The 16,927-nt window shown below is 67.6% G+C and carries 18 protein-coding genes (1 of these 18 cut by a window edge); 15 read left to right on the forward strand and 3 right to left on the reverse strand.

Going from position 1 to position 16,927, the window contains the following annotated elements; translation table 11 throughout:
• The first annotated feature begins 38 nt into the window (after positions 1-38).
• Positions 39-965 carry a DMT family transporter gene (locus BXU09_RS08160; protein WP_078301758.1) on the forward strand — a complete coding sequence of 309 codons (927 nt, stop codon included), beginning with the start codon at positions 39-41 and terminating at the stop codon, positions 963-965.
• A 70-nt stretch (positions 966-1,035) separates the two neighbouring features.
• Here BXU09_RS08160 and BXU09_RS08165 read toward each other — a convergent pair whose 3' ends face one another.
• A complete protein-coding gene (locus tag BXU09_RS08165) occupies positions 1,036-1,515 on the reverse strand; it encodes a hypothetical protein (protein ID WP_230286250.1) in 480 nt (159 codons plus the stop codon).
• A gap of 99 nt (positions 1,516-1,614) precedes the next feature.
• Between BXU09_RS08165 and BXU09_RS08170 the strand changes: the two genes are divergently transcribed.
• The 7 genes from BXU09_RS08170 to BXU09_RS08200 all read left to right on the forward strand — a co-directional run bounded on the left by BXU09_RS08170 (position 1,615) and on the right by BXU09_RS08200 (position 6,725).
• Positions 1,615-2,259 (forward strand): response regulator transcription factor, encoded by a 645-nt coding sequence (locus tag BXU09_RS08170; RefSeq protein WP_055362301.1) that lies wholly within the window; start codon positions 1,615-1,617, stop codon positions 2,257-2,259.
• Positions 2,256-2,489, forward strand: a complete 234-nt coding sequence (locus tag BXU09_RS08175) for a hypothetical protein (protein ID WP_078301760.1) — start codon at positions 2,256-2,258, stop codon at positions 2,487-2,489. The genes BXU09_RS08170 and BXU09_RS08175 overlap by 4 nt, the downstream gene beginning before the upstream one ends.
• A 1-nt stretch (position 2,490) precedes the next feature.
• On the forward strand, positions 2,491-3,390 hold the full coding sequence (locus BXU09_RS08180; RefSeq protein ID WP_078301764.1) for a serine hydrolase: 900 nt from the start codon (positions 2,491-2,493) through the stop codon (positions 3,388-3,390).
• Between the two features lie 167 nt (positions 3,391-3,557).
• On the forward strand, positions 3,558-4,415 hold the full coding sequence (locus BXU09_RS08185; protein WP_168174574.1) for a cytochrome c: 858 nt from the start codon (positions 3,558-3,560) through the stop codon (positions 4,413-4,415).
• A gap of 13 nt (positions 4,416-4,428) precedes the next feature.
• Positions 4,429-5,115, forward strand: a complete 687-nt coding sequence (locus tag BXU09_RS08190) for a Rieske 2Fe-2S domain-containing protein (protein ID WP_078301767.1) — start codon at positions 4,429-4,431, stop codon at positions 5,113-5,115.
• The gene (locus BXU09_RS08195; RefSeq protein ID WP_078301769.1) at positions 5,112-6,425 is read left to right on the forward strand and encodes a cytochrome bc complex cytochrome b subunit; all 1,314 of its coding nucleotides are present in this window, start codon (positions 5,112-5,114) and stop codon (positions 6,423-6,425) included. Before BXU09_RS08190 ends, BXU09_RS08195 begins: the two co-directional genes overlap by 4 nt.
• A 102-nt stretch (positions 6,426-6,527) precedes the next feature.
• Complete coding sequence (locus tag BXU09_RS08200) at positions 6,528-6,725, forward strand: hypothetical protein (protein WP_078301770.1); 198 nt, start codon at positions 6,528-6,530, stop codon at positions 6,723-6,725.
• A gap of 359 nt (positions 6,726-7,084) precedes the next feature.
• Here BXU09_RS08200 and BXU09_RS08205 read toward each other — a convergent pair whose 3' ends face one another.
• Complete coding sequence (locus BXU09_RS08205; protein ID WP_078304876.1) at positions 7,085-7,336, reverse strand: DdrH; 252 nt, start codon at positions 7,334-7,336, stop codon at positions 7,085-7,087.
• Positions 7,337-7,474: 138 nt separating this feature from the next.
• On the opposite strand from BXU09_RS08205, the gene BXU09_RS08210 reads away from it, so the two are divergent.
• From BXU09_RS08210 to BXU09_RS08240, 7 genes are all read left to right on the forward strand, one after another.
• Positions 7,475-7,897: an iron-sulfur cluster assembly accessory protein gene (locus BXU09_RS08210; RefSeq protein WP_055362307.1), complete on the forward strand. Its 423-nt coding sequence runs from the start codon at positions 7,475-7,477 to the stop codon at positions 7,895-7,897.
• Between the two features lie 220 nt (positions 7,898-8,117).
• Complete coding sequence (locus BXU09_RS08215) at positions 8,118-9,875, forward strand: peptide ABC transporter substrate-binding protein (RefSeq protein ID WP_078304878.1); 1,758 nt, start codon at positions 8,118-8,120, stop codon at positions 9,873-9,875.
• Positions 9,876-9,977: 102 nt separating this feature from the next.
• Complete coding sequence (locus tag BXU09_RS08220) at positions 9,978-10,973, forward strand: ABC transporter permease (RefSeq protein WP_055362308.1); 996 nt, start codon at positions 9,978-9,980, stop codon at positions 10,971-10,973.
• Between the two features lie 12 nt (positions 10,974-10,985).
• Positions 10,986-11,915 carry an ABC transporter permease gene (locus tag BXU09_RS08225; RefSeq protein WP_055362309.1) on the forward strand — a complete coding sequence of 310 codons (930 nt, stop codon included), beginning with the start codon at positions 10,986-10,988 and terminating at the stop codon, positions 11,913-11,915.
• 238 nt (positions 11,916-12,153) lie between these two features.
• Positions 12,154-13,221 carry an FtsW/RodA/SpoVE family cell cycle protein gene (locus BXU09_RS08230; RefSeq protein WP_078301771.1) on the forward strand — a complete coding sequence of 356 codons (1,068 nt, stop codon included), beginning with the start codon at positions 12,154-12,156 and terminating at the stop codon, positions 13,219-13,221.
• A gap of 64 nt (positions 13,222-13,285) precedes the next feature.
• On the forward strand, positions 13,286-13,861 hold the full coding sequence (locus tag BXU09_RS08235; RefSeq protein ID WP_078301772.1) for a dihydrofolate reductase family protein: 576 nt from the start codon (positions 13,286-13,288) through the stop codon (positions 13,859-13,861).
• Positions 13,862-14,152: 291 nt separating this feature from the next.
• A complete protein-coding gene (locus BXU09_RS08240; RefSeq protein ID WP_078301773.1) occupies positions 14,153-16,528 on the forward strand; it encodes a DUF937 domain-containing protein in 2,376 nt (791 codons plus the stop codon).
• 72 nt (positions 16,529-16,600) lie between these two features.
• Here the strand turns inward: BXU09_RS08240 and BXU09_RS08245 are convergent, their stop codons facing one another.
• Positions 16,601-16,927: the final stretch of a phosphodiester glycosidase family protein gene (locus tag BXU09_RS08245; protein WP_078301775.1), read on the reverse strand. The gene runs 411 nt beyond the window's last position; the window shows 327 of its 738 coding nt (coding positions 412-738); its start codon lies off the right edge, out of view; the stop codon is at positions 16,601-16,603.

The following is a 16,927-nucleotide window of genomic DNA, read 5'->3' on the forward strand; positions in this document are numbered from 1 at the left end:
GGGGCCTGTTTCTGCTGCCGGGCTCTACAATCGCGGGCATGTCGGTTCAGGCGCGTGGTGTGGTTCTACTGGTTCTGGTGACGTGCCTGTGGGGAAGTACCTTCGCGGTCGTCAAGACGCTCGGCGAGACGTTGCCCCCGGCAGTGCTGATCGCGTGGCGGTTCCTGATCGCGGCGGTGGCGTTGCTGCCGCTGCTGCTGTGGCGGCCGGGCCGGGCGCCCAGCGCCGCGCCGCGCGCTGCGGGGGCGCCGGGAGGGTGGCGGGAGTCGGGGCTGTGGCGGGACGGGGCGGTCCTGGGCGCGTGGCTGATCGCCGGGTACGGCACGCAGACGATTGCCCTGCAGACGACCAGCGCCAACCGCGCGGCGTTCTTCACGGCCCTCAGCGTGGTGCTGGTGCCGGTGTGGCTGGTGTTCGCGCAGCGCCGCCGGATGCCCGCGCTGCTGTGGACGGCGCTGCCGCTGGCCGTGGCGGGACTGGCCCTGCTGTCCTGGGAGGGCGGCGCGCTGGTGGTCGGGGACGCCTGGGCGCTGGCGTGCGCGGTCACGTACGCGGGGTTCATCGTGACGCTCGAACGCATGGCGCACCGGCACGCGGCGCTGCCGTTCACGCTCGTGCAGGTGCTGACGGTCACGGTCCTGGCGTGGGTGTGGGCGGCCCTGTCGGCGCCGGGGCAGCTGTGGCCACCGGCCGGCGCGTGGGCGCCGCTGCTGTACCTGGGCGTGGCTGCCACGGCCGCCACGACGCTCATGCAGACGGTCGGGCAGCGGACGGTCAGCGCCGCGAACGCCAGCCTGATCTACGCGCTGGAGCCGGTCACGGCCACCCTGTTCAGTTTCCTGCTGATCGGTGAGCGGGTGGGCCTGCGCGGCGCGCTGGGCGGGCTGCTGGTCGTCGTGGCGACCGTGCTGAGCCAGCGCTCGGACGAGCCGCACCCGGAAACGCCAGCCGTGCAGGCCAGCTGATCCGGACTCGGGTGGAGGGGTGGCCCACCGGAGCGGAGTCCGTGTCGCTCGGGGCGCGTGGGGGCAGGGTTCAGCGGGTCTGGTCGGGAATCATCAGGGTTTTCAGGGCGGGCCCGCTGCTCCAGACGCCGCGCAGGCTGCCCTGCAGCGCCGAGTTCCGCACGGCGTCGTACAGCGCGGGCGGCAGGCTGGCCGACGGGTAGCTGGCGCGTGCGCCGCGCGCGTCGACCTTCACGTCCATCGGGAAGCCCAGGGACACCGTGGAGATCAGCAGGCCGCCCAGCAGGAAGCCGCCCAGCGCGCCGGCCCCCAGGTGCCAGGGCTGTTCGAGGGGTGAGGGGATCAGGCGGCTGATGGCGAGCGCCGTGCCGAGGCCCAGCAGCGCCGCGAGGATCAGCGAGGCGGGCGCGCCGGCGCCCAGGGAGTTCGCCAGGAAGCACACGGCGACGCCGGCTGCGCCCCAGGCGAGGCCGGCCAGTCCGCGCCGGGCGCCCAGCGCGGTCAGGACGGCCCAGAGGGTGACGAGCAGGGCATCGAACCAGGTGATCACGCCGGTCAGTCTAGCGGGTCGGGGCTTACAGTTTTGCTGCATTCCGGACCTGGGGGCGTTCGCCCTGTTGTGCGGGCGGGCTTGGCCTACACTGCGGGCATGATTCGCGTGTTGCTCGTGGACGATCACGCGCTGTTCCGTCAGGGACTGCGCAGCCTGCTGGAATCCGAGGGGATGCGCGTCATCGGGGAGGCCGCCAACGGCCGTGAGGCGATCCGGTACGCCGCCGACACCCACCCGGACGTGATCCTGATGGACATTCAGATGCCGGAACTCGACGGGGTCAAGGCCACGCAGAGCATCCTGGAGATCGACCCGGCGGCGCGGGTGATCATGATCACCATGTACCGGCAGGACCGCTACGTGTTCGAGGCGGTCAAGGCCGGAGCGCGCGGGTACGTCCTCAAGGACGCCGACGCGACCACGCTGCTCGACGTGATCCGGCGGGTCGCGGCGGGCGAGGCGCTGCTGGACGCCGACATGGCCCAGAACGTCCTGGACGACTTCCGGGACAAGCGTGAGGAACTGCCCAGCGAGAAGCACGCCGACCTGAACGAACGCGAGACCATGATCCTGAAGCTGCTGGCTCAGGGATTCTCGAACCAGGACATCGCGCTACGCCTGGACATCAGCGAGAAGACGGTCCGGAACCGCCTCAGCGAGATCTTCACGAAACTGCAACTGAACAACCGCACGCAGGCGGCGCTGTACGCCATCCGCGAGGGAATCGCGAATCTCGAATGAGCCGCCGCCAGAAGGTGGCCGCGCCCGTGACCTTCCGCGCCGGCTGCGCGAGGGAGTGGGTGATCGAGAGTGCCGAGGCCGACCTCGCTTACACCGATCAGGCGTTCCCGGAGTGCCCGACCTGCCCGCACCGCGTCGAACCGGACGGCGGGCCGCCCTTCTGCACCCTGCGTCCGGTGGGCACCGCGCACCCGTTCGCAGGGCTGGCCGGACTGATCCTCCCGGACTGACATGACGCGGGGCAGGGGAGAGGATCACGTGGCCGGGGCGCTGGATGCCTTCCAGGCGGCGCTGCGTGGGGCCGGGTTTGCCGGCACGGTGGGCCTGTGGGTGGGCACGCCGCAGGGCGAGGCGCTGGCCACCCTGAACGTGGACCGGGTGTTCCCGGCCGCCAGCACGATCAAGGTGCCGTTGCTGGTCATGGCGTTGCAGGCCGCCCAGCGCGGCGACCTGAGCCTGGACGGCCGCGTGACCCTGAGCGCACAGGACCGCGTGCCGGGCGCGGGTGTGCTGCACGAACTGGGGGCCGGGCTGGCGCTGTCCTGGCAGGACGTGCTGACCCTGATGATCATCGTCAGTGACAACACCGCCACCAACCTGACCATCGGGTGGCTGGGCGTGGGCGCCGTGAACGGCTGGCTGGGCGCGCACGGCCTGAACGGCACGCGGCTGGTCGGGAAGCTGCAACTGCCGCCCGATCAACGCAACGAGGCGCAGCGGCGCGGGGAACGCAACGCCACGACCGCAGCGGATCAGGCGCGGCTGTTACGCCTCCTGCTGGGCGGCGACCTGCTCGACCCGCCGCACACGGCCCTGGCCCTGAGCATTCTGGGCCGCCAGCAGTACCGCGACCTGATCGGCCGTGGCGTTCCGGCCTACCCGGACGGCACGCCCCTGTACCGCGTGGCCAGCAAGAGCGGCGAATTGACCGGCGTGCACCATGACGTGGGTGTGATCTTCACGCCGCGCCCGCTGGTGGTCGCCCTGCTGAGCGAGGGAGGCCAGGACCCGCGCGAGCACCCGGAAAACCGGGACGTGACGGCCCTGGCGTCGGCGTTGTGGCCGCTGCTGGCCGACCTGGGGAAGGTGCCGGTCGCCGACCGGGCCGGGGGACATTTAACCGCTCGGTAAGGAGCACCATAAAGGCTGCCGAAGTCTCGCGGTCAGCACCTCAAAGCGCGGCTGGGAGCGTGTTCGGTGCGTGCTATGCTGACCCGCATTAGGCCACCTCGAAGCAGGATTTCCATTCGTCGCACGGCGGGAAATAACAGGCCAGTTCACGCTTAGGGAGAGGGAACGTGGAAAGAAACGACGCTGTCATGCCCTGGGTCGCCATCGTAAGTGCGGCCATCATGTGGATCATTCTGCTGTTCCTGTTCAACAAGGAAACGGCACCTGAACCTGTGGTGGTAGACCCGGCGGTCGTGGCGAACATCAGCAAGGAATACCCCACCGTGGGTAAAACGGTCTACGAAGGCAACTGCGCCGGCTGTCACGGTGCCGAAGGTCAGGGTGGGGCCGGTCCCGCGCTGGCCGGCAACGAGAAGATCGTCCAGGATCCCGTGTACGTGCACACCATCGTCACCAAGGGCAAGGGGGCCATGCCGGCCTTCGGACAGCTCGCGGAGAACGAAGTGTACGCCGTCGCGAACTACGTCCTGAACTCCTTCGGGAACAAGATCGAGGAACCCCTGACCCCCGCGACCGTCGCGGCCGGCCAGAGCAAGATCGACCCCGAAGTGCTCAAGAACCGCAGCCGCTTCGTGCCGGACCACATCAAACTGCCCGAGATCTTCCTGGGCACCTTCGTGATGGTCCTGCTCACCTACGGCCTGATCGGCCTGTACAGCGTGTGGGCTGAAGGTCAGGAACTGCACCCCGGCATTCACAAGGTGCGCTCCACGCCCCTGGCGACCCTTGCCATGATCACCAGCATCGCTATGACCGTGCTGTTCAGCGTGCTGTTCGTGCGGCAGATGATCACAGACTTCGCCGGATGGGCTGCGGCCGAACCGGTCATGCCCAACGTGACCGCCGAAGGCTTCTACGCCGCCATGATCCTGCTGTCCCTGGCCGCCAGCCTGGCGCTGTACAAGAAGTACTTCATGGACGGCGAGGTTCTCGTCGAGGACGCCAGCGGCGAATTCCCCTGGTAACGGAGAGACTGATATGACGCGTTACAAGAAGCAGGATCCTGAAATCACCCGCCGTAAATTCATCAACGCGGCCCTCGGCGCCGGCGCGGCCGTCGGAACGGTCAGCCTGGTCACCACGCTGGGCGCCGCCAAACCCGCCTTCCGCCTCACGCCCGACAAGGCCCCCCCGCAGAAAGGCGACATCCTGGTGCACGCCGACGCCAGCAAGGAAGGTCAGCCGATCAAGATCTCGGAACTGAGCGAGCAGGGTGTCGCCGCGTGGCCGATGGGCAAGGATGCCGAGGGCAATAACGTCATCCGTAAGACCGAGCCGAACAACCAGCTGGCCGTGTTCCGTTTCGAGCAGGGCGGTTTCAAGGAACCCGGCAAGGACGATCACGCCGAGTTGAAGCTGGACGGCATCATCGACGGTCAGATCGTCGCCTATTCGAACAAGTGCACGCACGCCGGGTGCGCCGTCCCGAACGACCCCAACGACGCCACCAAGCTGTTCTGCCCCTGCCACTCCGGACAGTACGACGTGCTGCAGGGATGCAAGGTCATCGGCGGGCCGCCCCTGCGCGCCATGCCGCAGCTGCCGATCAAGCTCGAGAACGACCAGCTGGTCGTGACCGAAACGTTCGTGTCGGCACCCTACGGCTTCCTGAACGAGGCTGACTGGGAACAGTACCGTGAGCAGGTCAAGGAGATCCTCGGATGAACCAGTGGCTGGATGACCGTCTGCACATCTCGCGCCTGAACGACAAGTTCCTGCGCAAGGCCTTCCCCGTGCATCACTCGTTCTTCCTGGGCGAGATCACGCTGTTCAGCCTGATCGTCCTGATCCTGACCGGCATTCTGCTGGCGCTGTCGTACGAGCCCAGCAACTCGCTGGTCGTGAACTCCTTCGACCCCGGCACCAAGGCCAACCCGAACCTCGTGCCGGCCGCGTTTCACTCGGCGCTCAAGATCAACGCCATGCCCTTCGGGGACATGCTGCGCCGCATCCACCATTGGATGGCGAACATCATGGTGGCGGCCGCCGTCATTCACATGATGCGCATCTACTTCACGGGTGCGTTCAAGAAACCCCGCGAGATCAACTGGTGGATCGGCATGCTGCTGCTGATCTTCGCGTCCCTGACCGCCGTGACCGGCTACATCCTGCCCTACGACAACTACGCCTACAACACCGTCAGCGTGATCTACGCGATCACCAAGTCGGTGCCCTGGGTCGGCGACTGGGCCGCGCAGGCCGCCTTCGCGGGCCGATTCCCCGGCGACGGCATCATCCCGCGCATCTACGGCTACCACATCATGCTGCTGCCCGGCATCCTCCTGGCCCTGACCGGCGCGCACATGCTGATCATGATCAAGCAGAAGCACACCCAGCCGCAGTACGCCAAGCGCCTTGCTTACAAGAAGATCGTGGGCGTGCCGCTCATGACCCAGCAGACCCCCATCATGCTGCTGCTGGTGCTGCTGTTCACCGGTCTGGTCGTGCTGTTCAGCGCCTTCATTCCCGTGCACTCGGTCGAGTACTACGGCCCGCCCAGCACCCAGGCGATCAGCTCCATCAAGCCCGACTGGTACCTGCTGTGGGTCTTCGGCGCCCTGGCCATCATTCCCGGCTTCGAGTGGGAGGTTCTGGGTGGCGTGATCAGCGCCGAGTTCGTGGGCGCGATGGTCTTCCCCGGCATCATCATGGCCGCCATGTTCGCCGTGCCCATGCTGGACCGCAGCGACGAGAACATGTACTACGCCGAGAACCCCACCAACCACCCGGTGCGACTGGCGGCGGGCGTGGCCTTCATGGTCATGATGGTCGTCCTGTCGGTCGCGGGCTACAAGATCGAACTGATCCAGGGTGGCCTGCTGACCACCGCGAACGCCAACACCATCCTGTGGATCCTGACCATCGGCCTGCCGGTCGTGAGTTACTTCGCGGTGCTGGGCATCGTGCGCATGATCCGCGCCCTGCGTGAAGCCGACGAGCGCGAAAGCCTCGCCCACGCCCACGCCGACGACTGAACCCATCCCACTGAAGTACGGTTGACTGTCTCCGCCGCCCTGATACCTGTCAGGGCGGCGGCCTTTTGCGGCCGGAGGGCCGGACATGCTTGACTGTCACGCATGGACGAACTGGCCCGACACCTGAGTCTGCGCGCCCGGCAACTGGGGCTGGCGGACCTGCCACCCACCCAGGCCCCGGCCGACACCCTGGCGGAACTGGCCCGCGAGACCCTGCAGGAGCTGATCGCGCTTGGCCTGCTGCCCGACCCGGACCCGGCGGTCGGATGCTGGAGTGCGCCCCGGTCAGAGCTTCACTGATACGGATTCCGTTTGTTTCGCTGACAATCCGGAACTTCACCGGATTGCCAGCTCCACGTCCGGAACCCGTTTCTCTCCTTCTCGCATCCGCTCGGATTGAACGGTCTTTGCAGCCCATTCAATCGAAGTCCGTATGACAGCGGTTTCCAGTTCCGTTGAAGGGCGAACGGCACGCCCTTCAACTCCACTTCCAACCGCTTGGTGTTTACGGCTTCTCGCTCTGCTCGTTTCAGGTGTGCTGAGGGAACCCTTCAACACACCTGAAAACCGCGGTGAGCAGGAGCGAGAGGACGGCACGAAGAACGCCGCCTCCTGAGCGGGGCGGCGTGAAGCGTGAGTGTGCTGATGCTCTGCTGGTATCAGGCCTGGACGCGCGGGGTGCTGGGGATGTTCGCGGCGGGCGTGTCGCCCTGGCGGGTGCCGGCGGCGTACCCGACCTGCGCGCCGAACTGCCACGCCAGTTTGACCATGAACTGGATGGCGTCCTCGTCCTTGGCGTTGATCAGGGTCCGCAGGTGTTCCGGCAGGCCGTCAGGAAGGGGCATGGCCCGGAGCTGCTCGCCGTATTCGCTGCGAAGCTGCTCGAACCACTCGGCATACGGGTTCGTCATGTCCTTCATCTTAACACTGGCACGCTCAAGGAATGTAAGCCGGATGGTGGCGGGAGAAGCCTGTGGCAGCTGGCGCCGGGGGCAGCACTTTGCCTTCCAGGCACCTTTTTATTATTCGAATGGTGTTACGCTTCACGCATGACCGCGACGACCACCCAGGAAACCAGCGGCGGCGTGCCCGCCCGTGAAATCAGCATCAGCGAATTCGGCGCGCAGAAGGCTCAGAGCATTCTTGCGGGCAGTGGCAAGGAGAACGCGGGCGTGCGCGTGTTCATCAAGAGCGGCGGGTGTAGTGGCTACCAGTACGGCATGGCCATCGACGACCGCGAACTGGAAGGCGACCTGATCGTGGTGGACCGCGGCGTGAAGCTGCTCGTGGACCGCATGAGCCTGCCGCTGCTGCGCGGCAGCGAGGTGGACTTCGTCGAGAACATGATGGGCGGCGGCTTCACCGTGAACAACCCCAACGCCACGTCCGCCTGCGGTTGCGGCTCCTCGTTCCGCACCGACGGCTCGCAGTCGCCGGACGGCGAAGGCTCGGGCGGCTGCTCCAGCCACTGATCCGTCCCTGACGCCCTCCCTGCACGCCCTGGTCCCTGCCGACCGGGGCGTTTTTCTGTGTCTGTGTCCCCCGGCCCACCCGAAAGATGAAGATGAGGCCCGCTCCGTGCAGCGGGAATGGTTCCGACCACCCTTGACGGCAGGTTAATGGGCCTTATACTGACGCTCATCATTCAAGGAAAAGGGCGGCACCATCAGCCCAGTGTTCAGGGAGGCCATCATGAAAAAGACCTTTGCCCTTACTGCATTCCTCCTCGGCGCCGCACTCGCAGGACCTGCTAACAACAGCCTCGTCGTGGGCACGTCGCAGGAACCGCCGAACATCTACGACCCCTGGAACACCAACAACCTCGCCATCACCAGCGAAGTCAACGGGTACATGGGCGCCGACCTGATCGGCCTGGATGACGACGGCGAACCCTACGCCGACATCGCCACCCGCGTGCCCAGCATCGCCAACGGCGACTACAAGATCGTCAAGGACGCCAAGGGCGACGTGATCCGCAACAGCGTCACGTACACCATCCGCAAGGACGCCAAGTGGAGCGACGGTACGCCCATCAAGATCGCCGACTTCCAGTTCTGGCTGAAGTTGATCAACGACGACCGCGTGCCGGTCCCTGACCGCTCCCCATGGAACCGCGCCAAGATCACCACCGCCGACAGCGACACCTTCACCATCACCTACGAGCCGCCCTACCTGTTCGCCGACCAGACCAGCCCCGACCTGGCCCCCAGTCACGTCATGAGCGCCGCCTGGAACGCCTTCGACGCCAAGACCAAGAACGAGAAGGACGCCAAGGTCACCAACGAGGAGTGGAAGAAGTTCATCTCCGCGTACACCACCGCCCGCAACCTGCCCAAGGTCGTGGCCGGACCCTTCAAACCCACCGCCTGGCGCAGCGGCAACAGCCTGACCATGACCCGCAACCCCAACTACTGGGGGCACCCCAAGGATCAGGACAAGTACGTGCAGACCATCACGTACCGATTCATCCCGAACACCAACACCCTGAAAGTCAACATCCTGTCCGGGCAGCTCGACGCGGTCAGCGCCGTCGGCCTGACCTTCGACCAGGGCGTGGACCTGGCCAAGACCGAGCGTGGCAAGTACAAGACCTACTTCGTGCCCGGCGCCGTCTGGGAGCACATCGACGTGAACACCCGCGGCCAGCGTTCCAAGGACCTGGACCTCGACGATCCCCGCATGCGTCAGGCGCTGCTGTATGCCATCGACCGTGACGCCCTGACCAAGGCGCTGTTCCAGGGCCGTCAGGCCGTGTCGAACAGCTGGGTCAACCCCATCAGCAAGCTGTACAAGAAAGACGTCAACGACTACAACCTGAACGTCGCCCGTGCCAAGCAGCTGTTCGCGGCGCTCGGCTGGACGCCCGGCAGCGACGGCATCCTGCAGAAGGGCGGCAAGAAACTCACGCTGAACTTCTCCACCACCGCCGGCAACACCATCCGCGAGCGCGTGCAGCAGATCCTGCAGGCCCAGTGGAAGGCCGTGGGCGTGCAGGTCAACATCCAGAACTACCCCGCCAGCGTCATCTTCGGGCCGGACTTCCTGAGCAAGGGCGAGAGCGGCAAGTGGGACCTCGCCATGTACGCCTGGACCGGCAACCCCATCTTCGAGGAAGGCAACCTGTTCAAGGGTGAAAGCATCCCCACCGCTGCCAACGGCTACGCCGGCCAGAACAACCCCGGCTGGAACAACGCCGAATTCAACAGGCTCCAGAAGCAGGCGCAGGTCGAATTCAACCTCGCCGACCGCATCAAGCTGTTTGACCGCATGCAGGGCATCTGGAACAGCGAACTGCCCGCCCTGCCGCTGTACTACCGCGTGAACGTGTACACCAAGGTTCCCGGACTGGCGAACTACACCTTCAGCGCCTACACCCTGTACCCCAGCTGGAACGCCGCCAAGATCGGCTGGACCAGCAAGGGCGTCGCAGAGGAGTACAAGCAGAAGTAACGCCTGCGGGCGGGGCCACCGGGCGTGGCCCGCCCAGCACCGGGCGCGGGAGGGAAGGCACACACGCTTTCCCTCCCGCGCCGTTTTTTCAGGAGTTCGAACATGGGAACCTACGCACTACGACGAGTGATTCAGATGATTCCGCTGCTGCTGGTGATCAGCCTCGTGATCTTCGGCCTGACCGCCCTGCAACCCGGCGACCCGGTCGATCAGCTGGTGTTCGGCAACAGCAACATCACCCCCGAGGACATCGCCCGCCTGCGCGCCGCGTACGGCCTGGACCAGCCCTGGATCACCCGCTACTTCTTCTGGTTGCAGCAGGCCGTCACCGGGAACTTCGGGTACTCGCAGGACTTCGGGATTCCCGCGCTGGAGTACATCTTCCAGAACCGCCTGCCGAACACGCTGCTGCTGACCGTGCCGGCGCTGGTGATCAGCACCCTGATCGCCGTGCCGCTGGGGATCTTCAGCGCCGTGCGGCAGTACTCGGTGCTGGATTACGTCCTGACCTTCTTCGCGTTCGTGGCGGTCAGCGCCCCGGTGTTCTGGGTGGGTGCGCTGGCCCTGTACTTCTTCGCGATCTATCTGCCGCAGCTGACGGGCGGGGTGCTGTCCCTGCCGCCGGGCGGTCTGGGCGGCGACGTGCCCCCGGAAGCCGGGTGGTGGGCGGTGACGCTGGACAAACTGAAGTACCTGCTGCTGCCGCTGATGATCCTGATGCTGCGCGAGATCGCCGTGACCATGCGCTTCATGCGCGCCAACATGCTCGAAACGCTCACGCAGGACTACGTCCGCACTGCCCGCGCCAAGGGACTGGCGGACCGCCGGGTGCTGTACAAGCACGCGCTGCGCAACGCCGTGACCCCCATCGTGACCATCATGGGCCTGAGCATTCCCGGCCTGTTCGGCGGCGCTGTCATCACCGAGACCGTGTTCTCCTGGCCCGGCATGGGTAAGGCCATCCTGGACGCGCTGGTCACCAAGGACTTCAACGTGGTGATGGTCTGCCTGATGATGCTGGCCCTGCTGACCGTCGTGTTCCAGCTGCTCACCGACCTCGCCTACGCCCTCGTCGATCCCCGGATCCGGTACTCCTAAAGGACGGCTGCCATGACCACCGCTGTTGCCACCCCGGCCGCCCCGCCCGCCAAGAGCCGCTCGACCCTGCAGATCGCCCTGCGCCGCCTGCGCCGCCACAAGGCCGCCATGGTCAGCCTGATGGTGATCGCCGCGCTGATCCTGATGGCGATCTTCGCGCCGCTGATCGCGCCCTACGACCCGAACGCCCAGGACCTGGAAGGCATCTACTCGCCGCCCAGTTCGCAGCACCTGCTGGGGCAGGACAGCCTGGGCCGCGACCTGCTGTCGCGCATCATCTACGGCAGCCGCGTCAGCCTGATCGTGGGCTTCACGGTCGCCATCTTCAGCGTCGGCCTGGGCACCATCATGGGCCTGCTGTCCGGCTTTCTGGGCGGACTGGTCGATACCGTCATCAGCCGTTTCATCGAGCTGATGCTGTCCATCCCGGAACTGCCGCTGCTGCTGACCCTCAGCGCCCTGCTGCTCGCCAGTGACGCCCCGGCCATCGTGGCGCTGCGACAGACGCCGAACGCCAGTGTGTTCATCATCATCGGGATCTTCACGTTCTTCGGCTGGATGGGCACCGCCCGCCTCGTGCGCGGCGAGGTCCTGAAACTCAAGAACCTGGAGTACGTGGACGCCGCCCGCGCGCTGGGCGCCCGCAACGCCCGCATCATGTTCCGTCACCTCGTGCCGAACGTGGTCGCCGTGATCATCGTGAACGGCACCCTGGCAGTCGGCGGCGCGATCCTGGGCGAGGCGGCCCTGTCGTTCCTGGGCTTCGGCATCCAGCCGCCCGTCAGCACCTGGGGCAACATGCTCTCGAACGCCAACGAGGTCGTGCTGGAGCATCCCTACCTGGCGTTCTGGCCCGGACTGGCGATCCTGATCACCGTGCTGTCCTTCAACTTTCTGGGTGACGGCCTGCGCGACGCCTTCGACCCCAAGAGCCGCCTGTAACACGAACTTCGATTGAATGGTTTGTCCAAACCGTTCAATCCGAGCGGACGCGAGTAGAAGGCGAACGGGTTCCGGTCGTGGAGTGGGCAACCCGGTGGTTTTCCGGGTTGTCAACGGAACAGACGGAATCCGTATAAGGACCGCCGCGCACCCCCCACTCCCCGCTTTCCCATCCACGTCACCCCGGCAGGTCGTAGCCTGTGGGGGTGACGTGTTTCCCTGCCCGCCGGAGCTGCCTTTGAAGTACGACCTGCGTTTTCCCGTGGTGATCGCGGCCCTGCTGGTCGTGGGCCTGATGACCGTCAGTACCGCTGCCCTGTCGCCCCGCGCGTCGAGCGGGATCTTCAACAAGCAGCTGATGGGCGTCGCCCTGGCCGCCGCGCCCATCGCGCTGCTGTGGTGGGCGGGCCGGGACCGCATCTACCGCGCCGCGCCGTACCTGTACGGACTGGCGCTGCTGATGCAGGTCAGTACCTTCGTGATCGGCAAGGAAGTCAACGGGCAGCGCAACTGGATCGTGGTGGGGCCGCTGCAGTTCCAGCCGCTGGAGATCCTGAAGTTCGCGCTGATCCTGATGCTGGCCGTCACGCTCCGCGAGGGCTTCAAGGGCGCCAGGACGTACGTGCGGGCGCTGGCGGTGTTCCTGCCGGCGCTGGGACTGGTGGTCATTCAGGACTTCGGCGGGGCGATGGTGCTGTGCGTGATGTTCGCCGTGATGATGCTGGCCGCCCGCATGCCGGTCTGGCACGCGCTGCTGGCTGTCCTGGCCGTCGGGGTCACGGTGCCGACCGTGCTGTACCCGAACCTGGAGCCGTACCAGCAGAAGCGGCTGACGATCTTCCTCGACCCGTACCAGGACCCGCGCGGGGCCGGGTATCAGGTCATCCAGAGCACCATCGCGGTCGGCAGCGGCGGGTTGCAGGGCAAGGGGTACAAGCAGGGCAGTCAGTCGCACAACGGGTTCCTGCCCGAGGCGCACACGGACTTCGCGGTGTCCACGTGGCTGGAGGAACAGGGCTTCGTGGGGGGCGTGGTCGTGCTGGTCCTGTACGGCGCGCTGTTCTGGGGGCTGGCGGGCATGGCCGCCGAATCGCCACGCCTGCAGGATCAGGTGCTGTTCGCGGGCATCCTGGGGCAGATCGGGTTTCAGGTTCTCGAGAACATCGGCGCGGCCCTGAGCGTGCTGCCGCTGACTGGAATCACGTTGCCGCTGATCAGCTACGGCCTGAGCAGTCTGGTCAGCACGCTCAGCACGCTGGGACTGGCGTACGTGGTGTACCGCGACCGGTACCTGGGGCAGATATGATCCAGCCTCCGATTGACTGGGTTATGGAGTCCCCTGGGCGCGGGCCGCGTGGGCGGGTGTCCGCATGAGTGGCGTGTCGTTCCGGGTGTTCGTGGCGGTCAGTCTCGACGGGTTCATCGCGAGGCCCGGTGGCGAACTCGACTGGCTGCCCGGCGCGTCCCCGGAGGGTGTGCCCGCCCCGGCGGACGAGGATCACGGCTTCGGGGCGTTCATGGACGGCGTGCAGGTGATCGTGATGGGCCGCGCGACCTTCGAGACGGTGCGTGACTTCGAGCCCTGGCCGTACGCCGGCCACGAGGTCGTGGTGCTCAGCCGCACGCTGCAGGCCGACGATCTGCCGGCGGGCCGCCCTGGCCTGAGCGTGCATCCCGGCCCGGTCGGGGCGCTGGCTGCCGATCTGCGGGCGCGATTCCGGGACAGCGGCCGGGCGGGCGGCGTGTACGTGGACGGCGGGCAGACCGTGCAGGCGTTCCTGCGGGCCGGTCTGATCGACGAACTGACCGTGACGCGCGTGCCGGTGCTGCTGGGTCAGGGCCGGCCGCTGTTCGGACCGCTGGAGGCGGACCTGCACTGGAAGCATCTGGGGACGCGGGCCTTCCCGAGCGGTCTGGTCCAGAGCACCTACCGCCGCGCACCCTGAACCGGCGCGGCAGGTGAAGCCGGGGAACGCCCCGACAGGCGACTGCCCCCACCGGGGGAAGGGCCGCGCCGGAATGCATGAAGAAGCCGTTGCAGCGCGCGCCGGACATGAATGTTACGGTAAGGGCCGTTCTGATCCGATCGCCGCGCCCGAGTGAAATAACTTACACTTGCGCCGGAAGTCCTGCCCACCCGAATGCGACCCGACGCGGCGTGAACCGGGCTGGCAGAGGCGCCGGTACCAGAGCCGTAACGGTACAGATCCAGCAGCGTCACACACCCAGGAGGCGTCATGAACATCACGGATTTGATTCAATCGTTCTTCGGAGGCGACGGAGCCGCGCGACTCGGTCAGGCCGCAGGTCTGGACCTCGGCAGCGCCCAGCGGGCCCTGGGGGTCGGACTGCCCCTGCAACTCGACGCCCTGGCCGACCACGCCGCCACCCCCGGCGGCCCGGCCCAGATCGCGGAAGCCATCGAGAACCTCCCGCGCTTTGGCAGTGTTCAGGAAGCCATGGAGGGAGCGGACGGCGCGCAGAACCTGCGGCAGGCCGGCGAACTGCTCGGGCCGGTGCTGCTGGGCAGCCGCTCGGGCACGGTCGCGCAGACGGTCGCCGAGCAGGCGGGCGTGCCGGCCGGCGGGGCGCAGCACCTGATGGGCATGGCGCTCCCGCTGCTGCTGAGCCTGCTGGGCCAGCGGGGCGCGAACGCCGGGAACATCGGCTCCATGCTGGGCGGCCTGGGTGGCCTGCTGGGCGCCGGAACCGCGCTGGGCGGTGCGGCGCTGGGTGGCGTGGCGGGACTGGGTGGCGCCGTGGGGCTGGGCAAGCCGGACCCTGCGGTCACCCCGGCCGACCGGGCCCATGTGCCGGACCTCCAGGCTCCGGTCGTCGGCGTGCCTTCCATGACCACGCCGTCCGTGGCGGCGGTCGGCGCGGCCGGCGCCCTGAGTGCCGAGGGAATGCTCGACTTCCTCAAGGGGCAGTTCAGTGGTGAGGCGGCCGAGCGGATCGGGACGGCCGCCGGATTCGGTGGCAGCGCGGGCCGCCGCGCCACGCAGGCGGCCCTGCCGCTCGTCCTGAATGCCCTGGTCCAGAAGGGCCGGACCGAGTCCGGAGCGACCGACCTGCTGAACCTCGCGCGACCCTTCGAGTCCCTGGCTGACAGTCACGGCCAGCTGAACACCAACACGCTGAACGACGCGGCCGAGACGGCCCGCATCGAGGGCCAGGGTCGCGGGCTGCTGGGCGGCCTCTTCGGGAATGTCGAGGGTCTGTCGGGCCGGCTGGGAACGGCGCTGGGCGGCAGCGGTGCCAGCGCCGGCCGCCTGCTGGCCCTGATGACCCCGCTGGTCCTGGCGGTCCTGGGCCGCCGCGCCAGCGCCGGGAATCTGGGCGCGGCCGGTCTCAGCGGCCTGCTGGGCGGGATGGGCGGCAGTCTGGCCGGTCTGCTGCCCACGGGCCTGAGCAGCCTGGGCGCCCTGCTCGGTGCGGGGGGCGCGGCTGGCGTCGCGGCGGCCGGTGTGGGCGCGGCCGGTCTGGGTGCGGCCGGTGCCGCAGCGGCTGCCACGGCGGCGCGGGCCAACGTGCCGCCGGTCACGCCGGTCACGACCACGCCCGTGCCTCCGGCCCCCCCGGAACGCGAGCGGCGCGGCGGATTCCCCTGGTGGATCATTCCGCTGCTGGCACTCCTGCTGCTGGGCGGCTGCTGGCTGGTCAACCGTCAGCCGGCAGGAACGGACGGCACGGCCACCACGGTGACCGATCCGGCGGCCAGCATCCTGGTCACCAACCCCGCCTCCGACGCGAACCTGCCGCCCGAGCCGTTCACCATGAGCGGCACCGGCCCCGCCGGAGTGGCCCTGACCATCCAGGACGAGGGTCAGGAGGTCGCGGCCGCCACCGTCGGCGAGGACGGCAGCTGGACGGCCGACCTGCCCGCCCCGACCGTGGGCGAGCACACGTACACCGTGGAGGGCGGTTCGGCCCGCAGCGAGTTCAAGGTGACGGTCGCTGATGCAGGTACGGACGCCACCGGCACGGATGCCACGGGCACCGACGCCACAGGCACCGACACCACCACCGACACCGCTGGTACCGACACCACTGGCGCCGTGGCCACCGGCTTCGCCATCGCGGCTCCCGCCGCGGACACGGAACTCCCGGCCGGCGGCTTCACCATGAACGGCACCGGCACGCCCGGCGAGGAACTGGAACTGTTCGAGGACGGCACCAGCCTCGGCAAGATCACCGTCGGCGAGGACGGCACCTGGACCTTCGACGTCCCCAGTCCCGCCGCCGGCGCGCACACCTACTCGGTCAACGGCCCGGACGGCACGGAACTCGGGACGGTCAGCACGACCGTCGCGGCGGCCAGCGCCGACGCCAGCGCCGCGAACTGCACCGAGGACTACACCCTCAGCATCACGGACGGGCAGACCGTCAGCGAACCCTTCCGCTTCGGCGGAGTCGGCCAGGGTGAGGGCTACAGCGTGACCGTCAAGCGCGGCGAGCGCACCATCGGCACCAAGGACATCCCCCTGGACGCCACCTGCGGCTGGAGCTACCAGAGCAAGCCCGGCGCGGGCACCATCTCCTACGAGGTCCGCCCGATCGGTGACGCGGCCGCCGAACCCCTCAGCCGCGTGACCCTGACCGTCGGTAACTGACCCCCTCCCTGCCGGGCAACGGTCGCCTGCTTCCCACTCTGGGGGCAGGCGGCTGTCCGTGATGGACCGCGGTCAGCGGCTGACACTCCAGATACCCGCGAACTCCGCCAGCTGTGTGCTGCGATCTGCGGTGGCATAGGCGCTGATGCTCCCGTCCAAGTACAGGGCGTCTGGGCAGCCCAGCGTGTCCCGGAAGAACACGGCGAACGAGTAGAAGTTCACCGGCCCGGCACTGACCGCGAACCGGACCCGGCCGTCCCGGCAGACACCCACCCCGCTGCGCAGTTTGAAAGACGCCCCGGAACGGTTGAACGCCGGATGCACCTTGCCGTCCTGCAGCAGCAGAGGGCCGGACTGCGTGGCAAAGGTGGGCTGCACGTTCAGTGCTGCGTACCGGCG

It is taken from the genome of Deinococcus sp. LM3 (genome assembly GCF_002017875.1).
Lineage (GTDB): Bacteria > Deinococcota > Deinococci > Deinococcales > Deinococcaceae > Deinococcus.

Coding starts and splice junctions, on each gene's coding strand:
- BXU09_RS08160 (WP_078301758.1), top strand. CDS start 39: ATGTCGGTTCAGGCGCGTGGTGTGGTTCTACTGGTTCTGGTGACGTGC.
- BXU09_RS08170 (WP_055362301.1), top strand. CDS start 1,615: ATGATTCGCGTGTTGCTCGTGGACGATCACGCGCTGTTCCGTCAGGGA.
- BXU09_RS08175 (WP_078301760.1), top strand. CDS start 2,256: ATGAGCCGCCGCCAGAAGGTGGCCGCGCCCGTGACCTTCCGCGCCGGC.
- BXU09_RS08180 (WP_078301764.1), top strand. CDS start 2,491: ATGACGCGGGGCAGGGGAGAGGATCACGTGGCCGGGGCGCTGGATGCC.
- BXU09_RS08190 (WP_078301767.1), top strand. CDS start 4,429: ATGACGCGTTACAAGAAGCAGGATCCTGAAATCACCCGCCGTAAATTC.
- BXU09_RS08195 (WP_078301769.1), top strand. CDS start 5,112: ATGAACCAGTGGCTGGATGACCGTCTGCACATCTCGCGCCTGAACGAC.
- BXU09_RS08200 (WP_078301770.1), top strand. CDS start 6,528: ATGGACGAACTGGCCCGACACCTGAGTCTGCGCGCCCGGCAACTGGGG.
- BXU09_RS08205 (WP_078304876.1), bottom strand. CDS start 7,336: ATGACGAACCCGTATGCCGAGTGGTTCGAGCAGCTTCGCAGCGAATAC.
- BXU09_RS08210 (WP_055362307.1), top strand. CDS start 7,475: ATGACCGCGACGACCACCCAGGAAACCAGCGGCGGCGTGCCCGCCCGT.
- BXU09_RS08215 (WP_078304878.1), top strand. CDS start 8,118: ATGAAAAAGACCTTTGCCCTTACTGCATTCCTCCTCGGCGCCGCACTC.
- BXU09_RS08220 (WP_055362308.1), top strand. CDS start 9,978: ATGGGAACCTACGCACTACGACGAGTGATTCAGATGATTCCGCTGCTG.
- BXU09_RS08225 (WP_055362309.1), top strand. CDS start 10,986: ATGACCACCGCTGTTGCCACCCCGGCCGCCCCGCCCGCCAAGAGCCGC.
- BXU09_RS08235 (WP_078301772.1), top strand. CDS start 13,286: ATGAGTGGCGTGTCGTTCCGGGTGTTCGTGGCGGTCAGTCTCGACGGG.
- BXU09_RS08240 (WP_078301773.1), top strand. CDS start 14,153: ATGAACATCACGGATTTGATTCAATCGTTCTTCGGAGGCGACGGAGCC.